This is a genomic window from Mycobacterium liflandii (genome assembly GCF_022354805.1).
In the GTDB taxonomy this organism is placed as follows: domain Bacteria; phylum Actinomycetota; class Actinomycetes; order Mycobacteriales; family Mycobacteriaceae; genus Mycobacterium; species Mycobacterium marinum.
Genome location: NZ_CP023138.1, coordinates 2,173,881 through 2,189,620 on the forward strand (window position 1 = coordinate 2,173,881; position 15,740 = coordinate 2,189,620).

A 15,740-nucleotide genomic window follows, 5' to 3' on the forward strand; every position below is an offset into this window, starting at 1 on the left:
ATGCTTGTAGCTGAACCGGCACCTGCTAAGTCCGTCTAGTGTATGCGGCGTGAACAGGCGGATATTGACGTTGATGGTGGCGCTGGTACCGATTGTGGTGTTCGGGGTGCTGCTAGCGGTGGTGACGGTGCCGTTTGTGTCACTGGGCCCCGGCCCCACCTTCGACACCCTCGGCGAGGTCGACGGCAAGCAGGTTGTCCAGATCGAAGGTACCCAAACGCACCCGACAACGGGTCACCTCAATATGACGACCGTGTCTCAACGCGATGGGCTGAGCCTGGGTGAGGCCCTGACCCTGTGGTTGTCCGGGCAAGAGCAGCTGGTGCCGCGCGACCTGGTGTATCCGCCGGGTAAGTCGCGCGAAGAGGTCGACAACGCCAACAGTGCGGATTTCAAGAACTCCGAGGAAAGCGCCGAGTACGCGGCCCTGGAGTACCTGAAGTACCCCGACGCGGTGACGGTGGCCACCGTGAGCGAGCCCGGTCCGTCCGCGGGCAAGTTGAAGGCCGGTGATGCCATCGACGCGGTCAACGGCACCGCGGTGGCCAATGTCGAGCAGTTCACCTCGATCTTGAAGGACACCAAGCCCGGCGACGTCGTGGTGATCGACTTCCGCCGGAAGAACGAGGCGCCCGGCGTCGCGCAGATCACGCTGGGCACCAACAAGGATCGCGACTACGGCTTCATGGGCGTCGCGGTGCTCGATGCGCCGTGGGCGCCGTTCGTGGTCGATTTCCACCTCGCCAACGTGGGCGGCCCCTCGGCCGGGTTGATGTTCAGTCTCGCCGTGGTGGACAAACTGACCACCGGCGATCTGGTCGGTTCGACCTTTGTGGCCGGCACCGGAACGATCACCGCCGACGGCAAGGTCGGCCCCATCGGCGGCATCACCCACAAGATGGCGGCGGCCCGGGCCGCCGGCGCCTCGGTATTCCTGGTGCCGGCCAAAAACTGCTACGAGGCGGCCTCCGATACGCCCAGCGGCCTTCGGTTGGTGAAGGTCGAAACGCTGGGCCAAGCGGTGGACGCATTGCACGCCATGACCTCGGGGACAGCGACGCCGAGTTGCTAGCACCAGGGGATGCGTAGAGTTGTGACCGTCTAGACAAATCTCTAGCAGCCGGTCGGGAAACGTCTCGTGGAACGACGGCCTTCAAAACGGCGCCAGCCAAACCGAGCAGGGAGCGTAGCTAGTGGGGATGCGGCCCACCGCAAGGATGCCGAAGCTGACTCGGCGCAGCCGGGTTTTGATCTTGATCGCTTTGGGTGTGATCGCCCTGTTGTTGGCGGGTCCGCGTCTGATCGACGCATACGTGGACTGGCTGTGGTTCGGCGAGCTTGGCTATCGCTCGGTGTTCACCACCGTGCTGGTCACCCGATTCCTGGTTTTTCTGGTGGCAGGAGTGCTGGTCGGCGGCATTGTCTTCGCCGGGCTGGCGCTGGCCTACCGCACCCGCCCGGTTTTCGTGCCGAACAACGACAACGATCCGGTGGCGCGCTATCGCACCGTCGTGCTGGCTCGGCTGCGGCTGTTCGGGATCGGGATTCCGGCGGCGATCGGCCTGTTGGCCGGCATTGTCGCCCAGAGCTACTGGGTTCGGATCCAGCTGTTCTTGCATGGCGGTGACTTCGGGATCACCGACCCGCAGTTCGGCAAGGACCTCGGCTTCTACGCCTTCGAGTTGCCCTTCGACCGGCTGCTGCTCAGCTACTTGTTTGTCGCGATCTTCCTGGCGTTCGTGGCCAACGTGGTGTCGCACTACCTGTTCGGCGGCATCCGGTTGACCGGCCGCAGCGGCGCCCTGAGCCGCTCGGCGCGCATTCAGTTGGTCAGCCTGGTCGGGGTGCTGGTGCTGCTCAAAGCGGTCGCCTACTGGTTGGACCGCTATGAGCTGCTGTCACACACCCGCGGCGGCAAACCGTTCACCGGCGCCGGATACACCGACATCAATGCCGTGTTGCCGGCGAAGCTGATTCTGATGGCCATTGCCGTCATCTGCGCGGCGGCGGTGTTCTCGGCGATCGTTCTGCGCGACTTGCGGATTCCCGCCATCGGTTTGGTGCTGTTGCTGCTATCGTCGCTGATCGTCGGCGCCGCCTGGCCGATGATCGTCGAGCAGATCAGCGTCAAACCCAATGCGGCGCAGAAGGAAAGCGAGTACATCAGCCGAAGTATCACGGCGACGCGGCAAGCCTATGGGCTGACCTCAAATGTGGTGACGTATCGCAACTACACCGGCGACGGCGAAGCGACCGCACAGCAGGTCGCCGCCGACCGCGCCACCACCTCCAACATCCGGCTGCTCGACCCGACGATCGTCAGCCCGGCATTCACCCAGTTCCAGCAGGGCAAGAACTTCTACTATTTCCCCGACCAGTTGTCGATCGACCGCTACTTCGACCGCAACAACAACCTGCGTGACTACGTGGTCGCGGCGCGCGAACTCAACCCGGACCGGCTGATCGACAACCAGCGGGACTGGATCAACCGGCACACCGTGTACACCCACGGCAACGGATTCATCGCCTCGCCGGCCAACACCGTTCGGGGCATCGCCAACGACCCGAACCAAAACGGCGGTTACCCCGAGTTCCTGGTCAACGTCGTGGGCGCCAACGGCACCGTCGTGTCCGACGGTCCGGCGCCGCTGGATCAGCCGCGGATCTACTACGGGCCGGTCATCTCCAACACCCCCGCCGACTACGCGATCGTGGGCAAGACCGGTGCCGACCGGGAATACGACTACGAGACCAGTGCGGACACCAAGAACTACACCTACACCGGTAGCGGGGGAGTGTCGGTCGGCAGCTGGATCTCCCGCACCGTGTTCGCGGCCAAGTTCGCCGAGCGTAACTTCCTGTTCTCCAACGTGATCGGCTCCAACAGCAAGATCCTGTTCAACCGTGATCCCGCGCAGCGGGTGGAGGCGGTGGCGCCGTGGCTGACCACCGACAGCGCGGTCTACCCGGCGATCGTCAACAAGCGGATGGTTTGGATCCTCGACGGCTACACCACCTTGGACAACTACCCGTACTCGCAGCTGACCTCGCTGTCGTCGGCGACCGCGGACTCCAACGAGGTCGCCTTCAACCGGCTGCTCCCGGACAAGCAGGTCTCCTACATCCGCAACTCGGTGAAGGCCACCGTCGACGCCTACGACGGCACCGTCACGCTGTACCAGCAGGACGAGCAGGATCCGGTGCTCAAAGCCTGGATGCAGGTCTTCCCCGGGACGGTCAAGCCCAAGGGTGACATCAGCCCGGAGCTCGCCGCACACCTGCGCTACCCCGAAGACCTGTTCAAGGTGCAGCGCATGCTGCTGGCCAAGTACCACGTCAATGACCCGGTGACCTTCTTCTCCACCTCGGATTTCTGGGACGTGCCGCTGGACCCGAACCCGACCGCCAGCAGCTATCAGCCGCCGTACTACATCGTCGCGAAAAACATTGCGAATAATGACAATTCGGCGTCATATCAGCTGATCAGCGCGATGAACAGGTTCAAGCGCGACTATCTGGCCGCCTATATCAGCGCCAGCTCGGATCCCGCGACGTACGGAAAGATCACCGTATTGACCATCCCGGGGCAGGTCAACGGTCCCAAACTGGCCAATAACGCGATCACCACCGATCCGGCGGTGTCCCAGGACCTGGGTGTGATCGGGCGAGATAACCAGAACCGCATCCGCTGGGGCAACTTGCTGACTCTTCCGGTGGGCCAGGGCGGGCTGCTCTACGTCGAACCGGTGTATGCATCCCCGGGTGCCAGCGACGCGGCCTCTTCGTACCCGCGCCTGATCCGGGTGGCGATGATGTACAACGACAAGATCGGCTACGGCCCCACCGTGCGCGATGCGCTCAACGGGCTGTTCGGGCCGGGTGCCGGTGATGCCGCCACCGGAATCCAGCCCACCGAGGGCGGAGCACCCGCCAATGTTCCGCCCAACAACGCGCCCTCGCCGGAGGCGCTACCGGGAACGCCGCCATCACCGCCCACAGCGGTGCCGCCGGCTCCCGAGGCGTCGGTGACGCTGTCACCGGCCAAGGCCGCGGCCATGAAAGAGATTCAGTCGGCCATCGGCGCGGCGCGTGATGCGCAGAAGAAGGGCGACTTCGCCGCCTACGGGGCAGCGCTGCAACGGTTGGACGACGCGATCACGAAGTTCAACAACACCCAGTAGGGGCGGGCTGGGGCTTGCCCTTGCTGCTCTTGTCGCCCTTGCTGCTCTTGTCGCCCTTGTTGCTCTTGTCGCCCTTGCCGCCGCGAGCGTGCGTGTCTGTGCACTGACACGCCGCTTGGGCCGGCATTTTGCGCACGCTGGTGCTGGCCGTGGCCGACGTGGTGGTTGTCGTTACCCGTGCATGCGGCGGGCCACTTCGCCGTAGCGCTCGAATCGCCCAGGGTCGCCCAGGGCGTTGTACATCACCAGGCGGGTGGCGATGCCCCCGTATTTGTCGGTCAGCGCATCGGCCAGCCCATCCCAGCTGGACTCGGTGGCAAAGGCATCGATGTGCTCATCGGAGATCTGGGCCATCATGGCGGGGAAATCCCCGGCTTTCTGCTTTTCCCGAATCCGCGCGGTGGTCCCCTCGAACCCGGCCTCGTCCCAGATGAACGCGTAATTGGGCGTGCTTCCGTAGAAGGCCATGCTGGCGCGCACCGACTCGCGTTCGATCGCACGCTCCTCGTCGCTGTCGCCGACGATGCTCATCACCGGCAGGATGACGGCGATGTCCGCCGGTGAGCGCCCGGCTTTCGCGGCGCCCTTGGCGACGTTGGGCACGACATGGCGGGTGAGGTAGCCAAGCTCGCCGAGCGGATGGATGTGTACCCCGTCGGCCACCTCGCCCGCCATCCGCAGCATCCACGGATTCACCGCTGCGATATCGACTTTGGGGTCGGGGGCATCGATGGGGCCCGCGCTCCATTGGGGGTGATGAAGTCGAGATCGTAGAACTCGCCATGGTGGTCCAGCGTCCCCGTGCGGAAGGCGGAGAAACACGCCTTGACGGCGAGCACGTAATCGCGCAGGCGCGGGCCGGGGCGTTCAAAAGCCATGCCGTAGCGCCGCACCACGTGGGTGCGTACCTGGGTGCCCAGACCGAGCCGGAACTTTCCGCCCGTCGCCTCCTGCAGCTCCCAGGCCGTGGCCGCGGTGACGAACGGACTGCGGGGAAAGGCCACCGCCACGCCGGTGGACAGCTCCAGGCCGGGCGCGGCCTGTGAGGAGATAGCGGCGTTGAGATAGGCCGTGCGGCCGGTTTCGGTGAACAGTAGACCGGAGAACCCCGCGGCCTGGGTGCGACGGGCCAGATCGCCGATCTGAGCCAATGGTTGCGGGATCGTCATCACATCGATGTGCACGCCGTCACAGTATGCCCGCGAAGCCGTCGCTGGCGATGCCTCCGCGGGCGGTAGTGCCCAAAACGTCCAGTTGAGCGCCGCTGTTGGGTCGTCTTGCCGCGGGCCGGATTGTTTGTTCGGTGTCGGGCGCCGACGGCGCCGCGTTTCCAGGCGTTTTCGGGCCGCGCGGGCCGCTGAGCGTGCGATTTGGAGAGCCCCGTACGTGTTCGGTAACCTTGCATTCACCAACGCGGGGTGGAGCAGCTCGGTAGCTCGCTGGGCTCATAACCCAGAGGTCGCAGGTTCGAATCCTGTCCCCGCTACCAGCGGAAATGGCCCTCGGAGGAGACTCCGGGGGTCATTTTCATTGGCGTCCATCGGACGACGATGGATGTGAGGACGGGCCGGTTGGTTTTGCCGGCGTAGAAGTGCTCGGATGCGGTAGCTGGTGAAGCCGCAGCCGATGCGTTTGATCAGCTTGTTTACATATTGAGCGAGTGCAACCACGCGTCTTCCCGCGCCAGAGCAACTCGCGACGGCACCCGCCGGCAAGTCCACCGGCGACCATCTGCCAGTGTGGTGGGCATGACTGCAAAGAAGCCTGAGATCGACTTTCCCGGCGGGGAGCCGCCCACCGACCTGGTCATCACCGACGTCGTGGAGGGTGACGGTGCGGAGGCTACCTCCGGCAAGACGCTGGTCGTGCACTACGTCGGGGTGGCCCACTCCACCGGCGAGGAGTTCGACGCTTCCTACAACCGCGGTGACCCGTTGATGTTCAAACTCGGCGTCGGCCAGGTCATCCAGGGTTGGGATCAAGGCGTGCAGGGCATGAAGGTCGGCGGCCGCCGACAGCTGCATATCCCCGCCCACCTCGCTTACGGCGACCGTGGCGCCGGAGGCGTCATCAAGCCCGGCGAGTCGCTGATCTTCGTGGTGGACCTGCTCGATGTCAGATAGCAAATGAGACCAGGCGAACATTCGACAACCTCTGGCCGCTAGCCCAGCGGCCGCAGGTTCGAAATTCGGTCCCCGCTACCAGCGAAGATGGCCCTCGGAGAGACTCCGGGGGCCATCTTCATGCGTTCTGCGAGCGTGACCCCGGTGCATTCGCGCCGGCGAGCGCGCCTGACCCCGCAGCGGCGCGGCCACTACCTACAATTGCCCAAGCCCGCCGACGGCATGTTCCAAGAGCGCCGGCGGGCGTGAGTGGCGCGTAGGTCATCAGCTCGATCGAGGGTGAAGTGGAGGGCCGCGATGGCGCATGACGCGACCGCGCATGACCCGGGCGAAAACCTGGACCGAACCCGACTACCGCTGCCGGATACACCGACCGGCGGCCATTCCGGCAAGACGGTCGCCGAGTCGAAGATGGCGACCATCACCCCCATCCGGCCCCCGCAGGGGGCGCCGAACGTGGTGATCGTGCTGCTCGACGACGTCGGCTTCGGCGCCACCGCAACATTTGGTGGGCCGGTTGAAACCCCGGCCGGTGACGCGTTGGCCCAGGAAGGGCTGCGGTACAACCGTTTCCACACCACGGCGCTGTGTTCGCCCACCCGGGCCGCGTTGCTGACCGGCCGCAACCACCACGTCGTCAACACCGGAACCATCACAGAGTTTGCCACCGGCTACGACGGCTACAACTGCATCATCCCGAAATCGGCGGCGACCGTAGCCGAGACGTTGCGACAGAACGGCTACAGCACAGCGGCTTTCGGTAAATGGCACAACACTCCGGTATGGGAAGTCAGCGCGGCCGGACCGTTCGATCGGTGGCCCACTGGGATGGGCTTCGAAGAGTTCTACGGATTCATGGGGGGTGAAGCCCACCAGTACAACCCGGGTCTGTATCACGGCACCACGCCGATCGAACGACCCGAAGACGCCGAGGACTATCACCTGAGCACCGATCTCGCCGATCGCATGATCGAGTGGGTCCACCGGCAGCGGGCCATGGCGCCGGACAGGCCATTCTTTGCCTACTGGGCGCCCGGCGCGACCCACGCGCGATGTGGCGCCGGAGTGGAGCGATCCGTTCCGGGGCCGCTTCGACCAGGGCTGGGACGTGCTGCGCGAGGAGATCTTCGCCCGGCAGAAGCGGTTGGGGGTGATTCCCGCCGATGCCGAGCTGACCGAGCGCCACGAGTCGCTTCCCGCGTGGGACTCGCTGCCCGAGCAGCGCCAGCGCATCGCATCGCGACTGATGGAGGTGTATGCCAGGGTTTCTGGCCCACACCGACCATGAGGTCGGGCGAATCATGGACGCCCTCAAAGAGATTGACGTATGGGACAACACGCTGTTCATCTACATCATCGGTGACAACGGCGCCGCCCCCGGGGGCGGGCTCGGTGGCGTCTTCAACGAAATGGTCACCCTCAACGGACTCCAGGAGGACGTCGATGTGGTGCTGTCGAAGATGGACGAGATCGGCGGGCCGAGGGCCAGCAACGAGTATCCGGTCGGATTCGCCTGGGCCATGTGCACGCCGTTTCAGTTCACCAAGCAGTTCGCCAGCCATTTCGGCGGCACCCGCAACCCGATGATCGTGAGCTGGCCCGCGCGGATCACCGACCGCGGCGGGCTGCGTTCGCAGTTTCACCACGTCGTGGACATCGCACCCACCATCTTGGAGGCCGCGGGTATCCCCGCACCCGAGATCGTCAACGGGGTGGCGCAAAAGCCCCACGACGGGATCAGCCTGATGTACACGTTCGACGACGCGGAGGCCGCCGATCGTCGCCGCACCCAATACTTCGAGATCGGCGGTCTGCGCGGGATCTACCACGAGGACTGGATGGCCTGCACCTACCACGGTCGCATCCTGTGGCGACCGGGGGCGCTGCCCGCGTTCTCCGACGATCGCTGGGAGCTCTATGACCTGTCCCGCGACTACAGCCAGGCCGTGGACCTTTCGGCGCAATTCCCCGACAAGCTCGAGCAACTCAAGGCGCTGTTTGACGCCGAAGGCGTGAAGAACAACGTCTTTCCGCTCGATGACCGGGGCCGCCTCGCCCGCGCGCTGGAGCCCCGGCCCACGATCTTGGGATCGCGGACCTCGATCTCATTCCGCCAAGGCGCCACCCGCATCCCCGAAGACATCATTCGCAGCGCCTTCAATCGGTCGTATTCGATCACCGCAGTCATCGACACCCCCGGCGGCAGCACGGTCGAAGGGGTGCTGCTGGCGGCCGGGGGATACTTCGCCGGCTTGTCGCTGTATGTGCAGCACGGGATCCCCAAGTTCACCTACAACTATTTCGGGTCGACCTACACCACCGTCGCGGCCACCGAGGCCCTGCCCGCCGGCAAAGCCACCGTGGCGATGGAATTCGACTACGACGGCGGCGGTCTGGGCAAAGGGGGACTGGTCAGACTGCTGCTCAACGGACGCGACGTCGGGCAATCTCGCATCGAACGGACCGTGCCGCTGGGCTTCAGCGCCGACGAGGGCGTCGACATCGGCATGGACTGCGGAACCCCGGCCGCAGACACCTACGAAGGCACCTTCGTGTTCAACGCCACGATCGAGCAGGTGACCATCCAGTTGCGCTGATCCGCCGGCCGATGCGGCCACTCCGGCGCGACTGTTGCGGAGTCCGCCACGGCCCGCAGGCCTGGCCGGTATTGTCGACGGCGTCCCTTTCCCGGTTGGCTTTGGCATGCAGATGGATATCTCGACGGCAATTTCCAGTCCCGAGCTCGAAGCGCTGTCCCGCCGATACGCGGCAGCGGTCGATCACCGAGACAGTGCTGCCCTCATCGAGGTGTTCACCCCCGATGCGACGATGCGAATCCACCGCCCCGGACGCGAACCCGCACTGCTCACCGGTCACAGCGAGCTAGCGGGGATCATCACCATCGTGGCGCGCTTCCCGCGCACCGTACACCTGGTGGCGCAAAGCCTCTACGTCATCGAAGGGAAGACGGCCAGCGGCGAAGTCTATTGCACCGCCAACCATTTCAGTGAGAAGCAAGGTGCCTGGCGTAACCACGTGATGTACATCCGCTACCTGGACCGGTATCTGCTCGGCGGCGACGGGGCGTGGCGGATCTCGCACCGCACCGTCGCCATCGATGCCACCGAGGACCGTCCCGTGTCGATCACCGAAGGCGGGGCATGACCTCGGTGCAACTGTCGATGGGGATCCCCTCATTTTCGGCCGAGCCGCCACCGGGCTGGGAACACCTGACCGACTGGGCCCAACTTCTCGAGGGCTTTGGGTTTGATCGAGTGCTGGTTTCCGAGCACATCGCGTTCGGCGCGCACATGGACGCCTACGCAGATCCCGCGACGGGGGGAACCGCCGGTGGCCGCCAGCCCACCGGCCCGGACGGCCACTGGTTGGAGCCGCTGACCACGCTGACTTATCTTGCCGCTCGCACCGAACGAATCCGGTTGGGCACCAACATCCTGCTCGCCGCGCTGCGGCCCGCGGCGGTGTTGGCGAAAACCCTGGCCACCATGGATGTGCTGTCAGGTGGGCGCATCGACATCGGTGTGGGCGTGGGCTGGCAGCGCGAGGAATACGAGGCCGCTGGTGTCGACTTCGACCGCCGCGGGGCGGTCCTGGATCAGACCCTGGAAGTGTGTCAGCGCTTGTGGCGGGAGAACGAGGTCAGCTTTGAGTCTGCGGGGCTGAATTTCGAGCGGATCCATCAGATGCCCAAGCCCGCGCAGCCGGGGGGAGTGCCGATCTGGGTGAGTGGGACGGTCAACCGGGCGGTCGCCCGCCGGCTGGCGCGCTTCGGAGAGGGCTGGATTCCCTGGGGTCCCGACGCGCGCGATGTCGACGCGGGAATCGCGCGGATGCGCGCGGCGGTGGCACATGCCGGTGGCGACCCGAACGGTTTCGGCGTAGCGGGCGCGCTGCGGGTCAAAGCTGATGCGGATGGCCGACCCGACCTGGCCGACGTGGCCGAGCGGGCAAAAACGCTGCGGGACGCGGGCGTCACCGAGCTGAGGATGACCCACTGGCCACTCGCGCCTGAAAACCGCGAACGTGACATCTGCGCCGTCGTCGAAGCGGTGCGCGCCGCCACCGGCGGCTGAGGCCACTTGCGCTGGGGCCCAACGTTCGTCGCCTTAGCCGAGAGGGCGCCCTAGCGCTCTGTGCTGATCGCAGGCGGATAAGGCAGATCGGTGCTGGTGTGCGGATCTACCCGCACCGGGCGGCCCAGGTAGGGGAAGGCGCGTTGCGGGCAGGAGGGGCGATCGCAGATCTTGCAGCCCGCGCCGATGGCGGCGATCGCCTCGGTGTCGGTCAGGTCGACCCCGACGGAGTAGATCAGCTTGTCGGCGTGGGCCAGGTCGCATCCCAGGCCGATGGCAAAGCTCTTCCCGGGTCCGAGGTAGCGGCTGGGCTCGGCGGTGGTGGTTCGGGCGATCCAGAAATAGGTTCGCTCATCGGGCATCTGGGCCACCTGGGTCAGGAACTGACCGGGCCGGGCGAACGCTTGGTGAATCACCCACAGCGGACAGTTCCCGCCGACTCGGGAGAAGTGAAATGCCGTGGCGGATTGGCGCTTGGAGATGTTTCCGGCACTGTCGGTGCGGACGAAGATGAACGGGACCCCGCGGGCGTTGGGGCGCTGCAGGGTGGACAGCCGGTGACAGATGGTCTCGAAGCCGACCTCGAATCGGCGCGCCAGTTGATCGATGTCATAGCGCGTGCTTGCGGCCGCGTCCAGAAACGGCCGGTAGGGCAGCAGCAACGCTCCGGCGAAGTAGTTGGCCAGACCGATGCGGGCCACCCCCCGCGCCTCATCGCTGAGCTGATCGTCACCGGCGATGATGCCGGTGATCAGGTCGGCCTGGGTCAGCAGCGCGATCTGAGTGGCCAGCTGAAAGGCGCGCTGGCCGCGGTTGAGCCAGCGGGCCAGGTAGAGCGTCTTGGACTCTGGCTGAAACATGCGCTTGGAGTTGGGGTTTAGCGACTGCCCATCGTCGAGCACCACGGTGATGCCGAGGTTGTCGCCGAGTAGCCGCGCCAATTGCGCGTCAAGCCCCCCGAGGTGCAGGCCGTGGCGGCCGAACATCTGCTCCGCGGCGATGTCCAACTCGCCGATGTAGTTCTTTCGGTCATAGAAGAAGTCGCGGACTTCTTCGAAGGGCATCGGCTGCCCGGACACCGCCGAAACGTCGGCGGTGGCGCGGCTGTGCAGCGCTTCGAGCTCGGTGGTGGCGTCGTAGAGCCGTCGACGCAGGTGGACCAGCGTCTGTCCCACCGCGGGCATCCGGGCCACCAGTTCCTCGATCTGCGCCGGGGTGGCGGGCCCCTCGGCGAAGACCTCACGCAAGTCCGAGACCAGCCGTGCATCGGAGTCCGGCGCGAAATAGTGGGTCGGCAAGTCGAAACGTTCGGCAAGAGCGAGCAGCACCGAGACCGTGATCGGGCGCTGGTCGTTTTCCAGCTGATTGACGTAGCTGGTCGACAGGCCCAGCGCGCGTGCCAGCGCCACCTGGGTCAGCCCGTGGTCCTCGCGGAGTCGCCTCAGCCGCGCCCCGGCGAAGGTCTTTGGCACGTGTGACACCCTACGCGTACCGCCTTTCACAAGATTTGCGAAATCGCGCCGGTGAGGACACAAAATTACGCCCTTATAGGGCATTTACCCCGAATGTGTGGCTGCGTACTGTGCGGTTTATGCGGATGCACGACGTTCGAACCAGGCGCAGCGCCGAGGACTTCCCATGCCGTGAACACCTGGCGTACCAGATCGCCGAGGTGGCGGCGGACCCGGTCGCGGTGCCCGCCGAAACCGAGGCGATGGTGATCAACCGGATCATCGACAACGCTGCGGTGTCGGCAGCTTCGCTCACCCGCCGCCCGGTGGCCGTGGCCCGGGCGCAGGCACGGGCGTATCCGCGGTCAGACAGGGGCGCAAAGGTTTTCGGCATCACTGGGAACCATGCGCCGGAGTGGGCGGCCTGGGCCAACGGAGTCGCGGTGCGCGAGTTGGATTTTCATGACACCTTTCTGGCTGCCGAATACTCCCACCCGGGCGACAACATCGCACCCTTGGTCGCCGTCGCCCAGCACCTCGGCCTGGATGGCACCGACCTGATCCGAGGCATCGCCACCGGCTACGAGATCCAGATGGCCCTGGTCCGCGGAATCTGCTTGCACGAGCACAAGGTCGACCACGTGGCACACCTGGGCCCATCGGTGGCGGCCGGTCTGGGCACCATGCTCGGGCTGGACCCTGACACCATCTACTCCGCGGTCGGCCAGGCCCTGCACCTGACGACGTCCACCCGGCAGTCGCGCAAGGGATTGATCTCCAGCTGGAAGGCGTTCGCACCCGCCTGGGCGGGCAAGGTCGCCATCGAAGCGGTTGACCGCGCGATGCGTGGGGAAGGGGCGCCGGCGCCGATCTGGGAGGGCGAGGACGGCGTGATCGCCTGGCTACTGTCGGGCCCCGAGCACACCTACCACGTCGCACTGCCCGGCCGCGGTGAACCAAAGCGGGCCATTCTGGACAGCTACACCAAAGAGCATTCGGCCGAATATCAGAGCCAGGCCCTCATCGATCTGGCCCGGCGGATGCGCGGGCGCATCGGTGACTCAGACCAGATCGAGACCATCGTGCTGCACACCAGCCATCACACGCACGTGGTGATAGGCACCGGCTCCAACGACCCGCAGAAGTTCGACCCGGATGCCTCGCGGGAGACCCTCGACCACTCGGTGATGTACATCTTTGCGGTCGCCCTGCAGGACGGCAGCTGGCATCACGTGCGCTCCTACTCGCCGCAGCGGGCGCACCGACCGGACACGGTGGCGCTGTGGCACAAGATCTCCACGGTCGAAGATCCGGAGTGGACCCGGCGCTACCACAGCGCCGATCCGGCGGAAAAGGCATTCGGTGCGCGCGCGGAAATCACCCTCAACACTGGCCAGGTGATCGTCGACGAGCTGGCCGTCGCGGACGCTCATCCGCTGGGGGCCCGTCCTTTTGAGCGCAAGCAGTACGTGGCCAAGTTCCTCGGCCTGTCCGACGGGGTGATCGGTGAAACCGAGCAGCGACGGTTCCTCTCGACGGTCGAGGGCCTGTCGAGCCTGCCGGCGGGCTCGCTGGGTGGGCTCAACCCGATCGCCGATGCGGGGGTGCTGGACCGGTCCCCGACGATTCCGCCCGGGATCTTGTGATGAAAACGGTGTTGGGCACCGCGGTGTCGGCGACCGAGAAGCGCACCGGGTTTCGCGCTGCGCTGGAAAGTGGCCGGCTGCTGCGATTCCCGGGAGCCTATTCGCCGCTCGTGGCCCGATTGGTCGGCGAGATCGGCTTCGACGGGGTGTACGTATCCGGTGCTGCGCTCTCGGCCGACCTGGGGTTGCCCGACATCGGCTTGACCACCCTGACCGAGGTCAGCGCGCGGGGAGCGCAGATCGCGGCCGCCAGCGAGCTGCCCACTTTCATCGATGCCGACACCGGTTTCGGTGAACCGATGAGCGCGGCCCGCACGGTGGCCGTGCTCGAAGATGCCGGGCTGGCCGGCTGCCACCTGGAAGATCAAGTCAACCCCAAGCGGTGTGGGCACCTGGACGGCAAGGCGGTGGTGCCCGTCGGCGTGATGGTCAGTCGGCTGCGGGCCGCGGTATCGGCGCGGCGCGACCCCAATTTCATCGTCTGCGCTCGCACCGACGCCGCGGCGGTCGAAGGGCCCTCCGCTGCGATCGATCGGGCCAAGGCCTACGCCGACGCGGGCGCCGACCTGATCTTCACCGAGGCGCTGCGCACCCCCGCGGAGTTCGAACAGTTTCGCGCGGCGGTGGATACACCGTTGCTGGCCAACATGACCGAGTTCGGAAAGTCTGGGCTGCTGAGCGCCGATGAGCTCCGCGGGATCGGCTACAACGTGGTGATCTATCCGGTGACCACCCTGCGACTAGCCATGTACGCTGTCGAGGCCGGTCTTCGCGAAATCGCCGATGCGGGAACCCAATCCGGACTTCTGAACCGCATGCAGCAGCGTAGCCGGCTCTACGAGCTACTGCGCTACGCCGACTACCAGCAGTTCGACTCCAGCATCTACAACTTCGTCCGCCAAGGAGATCGGCCATGAGCACCCTCGACGACACACCTCGAATCTGTAAGGGCCTGGCCGGCGTCGTGGTCGACAACACCGCCATCTCCAAGGTTGTTGCCGAGACCAACTCGCTCACCTATCGCGGGTATCCGGTTGAGGACCTCGCCGCGCACTGCAGCTTCGAGCAGGTGGCCTACTTGTTGTGGCACGGCGAGCTTCCCGACGACCAGCAGCTGGCATTGTTCATGCAGCGCGAGCGCGCCGCCCGCCGGTTGAACCGATCCATGTTGTCGCTGTTGGCGAAACTGCCCGATACCTGCCACCCGATGGACGTGGTGCGGACATTGATCAGCTACCTGGGGGCCGAAGACCCCGACGAGGACGACAGCAGCCCGAGGTCCAACTACGCCAAGTCGCTGCGGATGTTTGCGGTACTGCCCACCATCGTTGCGGCCGATATGCGGCGTCGGCGCGGCTTGGCACCCATCGCGCCCCACAGCCACATGAGTTACGCGCAGAACTTCTTGCACATGTGCTTCGGCGATGTCCCCGAGAGCGCGGTTGTGGATGCCTTCGAGCAATCCCTGGTGCTCTACGCCGAACACAGCTTCAACGCTTCCACGTTCGCCGCCCGGGTCGTCACCTCCACCCAATCCGACATCTACAGCGCGGTAGCGGCGGCGATCGGTGCGCTCAAGGGGACGCTGCACGGCGGGGCAAACGAAGCGGTGATGCGCGACATGCTCGAGATCGGTTCGGCGGACCAGGCATCGGAATGGTTGCGGCGCAAGCTGGCTCGCAAGGAAAAGGTGATGGGCTTTGGCCATCGGGTGTATCGCAACGGCGATTCCCGGGTCCCGACCATGAAACGGGCCCTCGACCGGGTGGCTGCCGTGCGTGATGGCCAGCGGTGGCTGGACATCTACCAGGTCTTGGAGCGGGAGATGCTGGCCGCCACGGGAATCAGGCCGAATCTGGACTTTCCCACCGGTCCCGCCTACCACTTGATGGGATTCGATATCGGCTCCTTTACCCCGATCTTCGTGATGAGCCGTATTACCGGGTGGACCGCACACATCATGGAACAGACCGCGTCCAACGAGTTGATCCGTCCGCTCAGCGAATATGTGGGTCCGGCCCAACGCATGCTGAAGTTCGCCCGATAGAGACGTTGGGCCGCGAGCGGCTGCCCGCCGGGGCGCCGGACGATGTCAATCAATACGGGATCCGGCGCCGTGGCAGCTGGCGACGGTGTAACGTCGGTCATGAATCCATCGGCCAGGGCTGACCGGAGTGCTTGTTCATAACTGAGACGCCAGGCCGTGCGTGGTTTTGTTTGTCGATCCTCACATGCGTGTGCCGGG

General features: G+C 65.5%; 11 protein-coding genes, 1 tRNA gene and 2 pseudogenes. 12 read left to right on the forward strand and 2 right to left on the reverse strand.

All coding sequences use genetic code 11. The annotated features are described in order from the left end of the window. The first annotated feature begins 49 nt into the window (after positions 1-49). Together CKW46_RS09845 and CKW46_RS09850 are read left to right on the forward strand one after the other, a co-directional pair. Entirely contained in the window at positions 50-1,072 is a 1,023-nt protein-coding gene (locus CKW46_RS09845; protein WP_011740464.1) for a YlbL family protein, read from the forward strand. Positions 1,073-1,193: 121 nt separating this feature from the next. Continuing rightward, entirely contained in the window at positions 1,194-4,181 is a 2,988-nt protein-coding gene (locus tag CKW46_RS09850; RefSeq protein ID WP_482053105.1) for a UPF0182 family protein, read from the forward strand. A 171-nt stretch (positions 4,182-4,352) separates the two neighbouring features. Here CKW46_RS09850 and CKW46_RS09855 read toward each other — a convergent pair. Further along, positions 4,353-5,350: pseudogene (locus CKW46_RS09855) on the reverse strand (TIGR03617 family F420-dependent LLM class oxidoreductase). Between the two features lie 243 nt (positions 5,351-5,593). Here CKW46_RS09855 and CKW46_RS09860 point away from each other — a divergent pair. The 7 genes and pseudogenes from CKW46_RS09860 to CKW46_RS09890 all read left to right on the forward strand — a co-directional run bounded on the left by CKW46_RS09860 (position 5,594) and on the right by CKW46_RS09890 (position 10,398). Beyond that, positions 5,594-5,670 (forward strand) — tRNA-Met (locus CKW46_RS09860). A 259-nt stretch (positions 5,671-5,929) separates the two neighbouring features. Then, positions 5,930-6,304 (forward strand): FKBP-type peptidyl-prolyl cis-trans isomerase, encoded by a 375-nt coding sequence (locus CKW46_RS09865; protein ID WP_015354909.1) that lies wholly within the window; start codon positions 5,930-5,932, stop codon positions 6,302-6,304. 411 nt (positions 6,305-6,715) lie between these two features. Beyond that, positions 6,716-7,294 (forward strand): annotated as a pseudogene (locus CKW46_RS09870) (sulfatase-like hydrolase/transferase); the annotation flags it as partial. A 28-nt stretch (positions 7,295-7,322) separates the two neighbouring features. Further along, entirely contained in the window at positions 7,323-7,592 is a 270-nt protein-coding gene (locus CKW46_RS09875) for a hypothetical protein (RefSeq protein ID WP_499019371.1), read from the forward strand. After that, on the forward strand, positions 7,561-8,901 hold the full coding sequence (locus CKW46_RS09880) for a sulfatase-like hydrolase/transferase (protein WP_252872329.1): 1,341 nt from the start codon (positions 7,561-7,563) through the stop codon (positions 8,899-8,901). The genes CKW46_RS09875 and CKW46_RS09880 overlap by 32 nt, the downstream gene beginning before the upstream one ends. 112 nt (positions 8,902-9,013) lie before the next feature. Next, the gene (locus CKW46_RS09885; protein ID WP_231991308.1) at positions 9,014-9,469 is read left to right on the forward strand and encodes a nuclear transport factor 2 family protein; all 456 of its coding nucleotides are present in this window, start codon (positions 9,014-9,016) and stop codon (positions 9,467-9,469) included. Continuing rightward, the gene (locus CKW46_RS09890; protein ID WP_482053106.1) at positions 9,466-10,398 is read left to right on the forward strand and encodes a TIGR03619 family F420-dependent LLM class oxidoreductase; all 933 of its coding nucleotides are present in this window, start codon (positions 9,466-9,468) and stop codon (positions 10,396-10,398) included. Before CKW46_RS09885 ends, CKW46_RS09890 begins: the two co-directional genes overlap by 4 nt. A gap of 50 nt (positions 10,399-10,448) precedes the next feature. Here the strand turns inward: CKW46_RS09890 and CKW46_RS09895 are convergent, their stop codons facing one another. Beyond that, complete coding sequence (locus tag CKW46_RS09895) at positions 10,449-11,879, reverse strand: short-chain fatty acyl-CoA regulator family protein (RefSeq protein ID WP_015354912.1); 1,431 nt, start codon at positions 11,877-11,879, stop codon at positions 10,449-10,451. A 110-nt stretch (positions 11,880-11,989) separates the two neighbouring features. Here CKW46_RS09895 and prpD point away from each other — a divergent pair, with 110 nt between their 5' ends. From prpD to CKW46_RS09910, 3 genes are read left to right on the forward strand one after another with little or no spacing between them, the layout of a single operon-like run. After that, on the forward strand, positions 11,990-13,495 hold the full coding sequence (gene prpD / locus CKW46_RS09900) for a 2-methylcitrate dehydratase PrpD (protein WP_482053389.1): 1,506 nt from the start codon (positions 11,990-11,992) through the stop codon (positions 13,493-13,495). After that, a complete protein-coding gene (gene prpB / locus CKW46_RS09905; protein ID WP_482053107.1) occupies positions 13,495-14,412 on the forward strand; it encodes a methylisocitrate lyase in 918 nt (305 codons plus the stop codon). The genes prpD and prpB overlap by 1 nt, the downstream gene beginning before the upstream one ends. Continuing rightward, complete coding sequence (locus CKW46_RS09910) at positions 14,409-15,542, forward strand: bifunctional 2-methylcitrate synthase/citrate synthase (protein WP_015354915.1); 1,134 nt, start codon at positions 14,409-14,411, stop codon at positions 15,540-15,542. Before prpB ends, CKW46_RS09910 begins: the two co-directional genes overlap by 4 nt. The last annotated feature ends 198 nt before the right edge of the window (positions 15,543-15,740 follow it).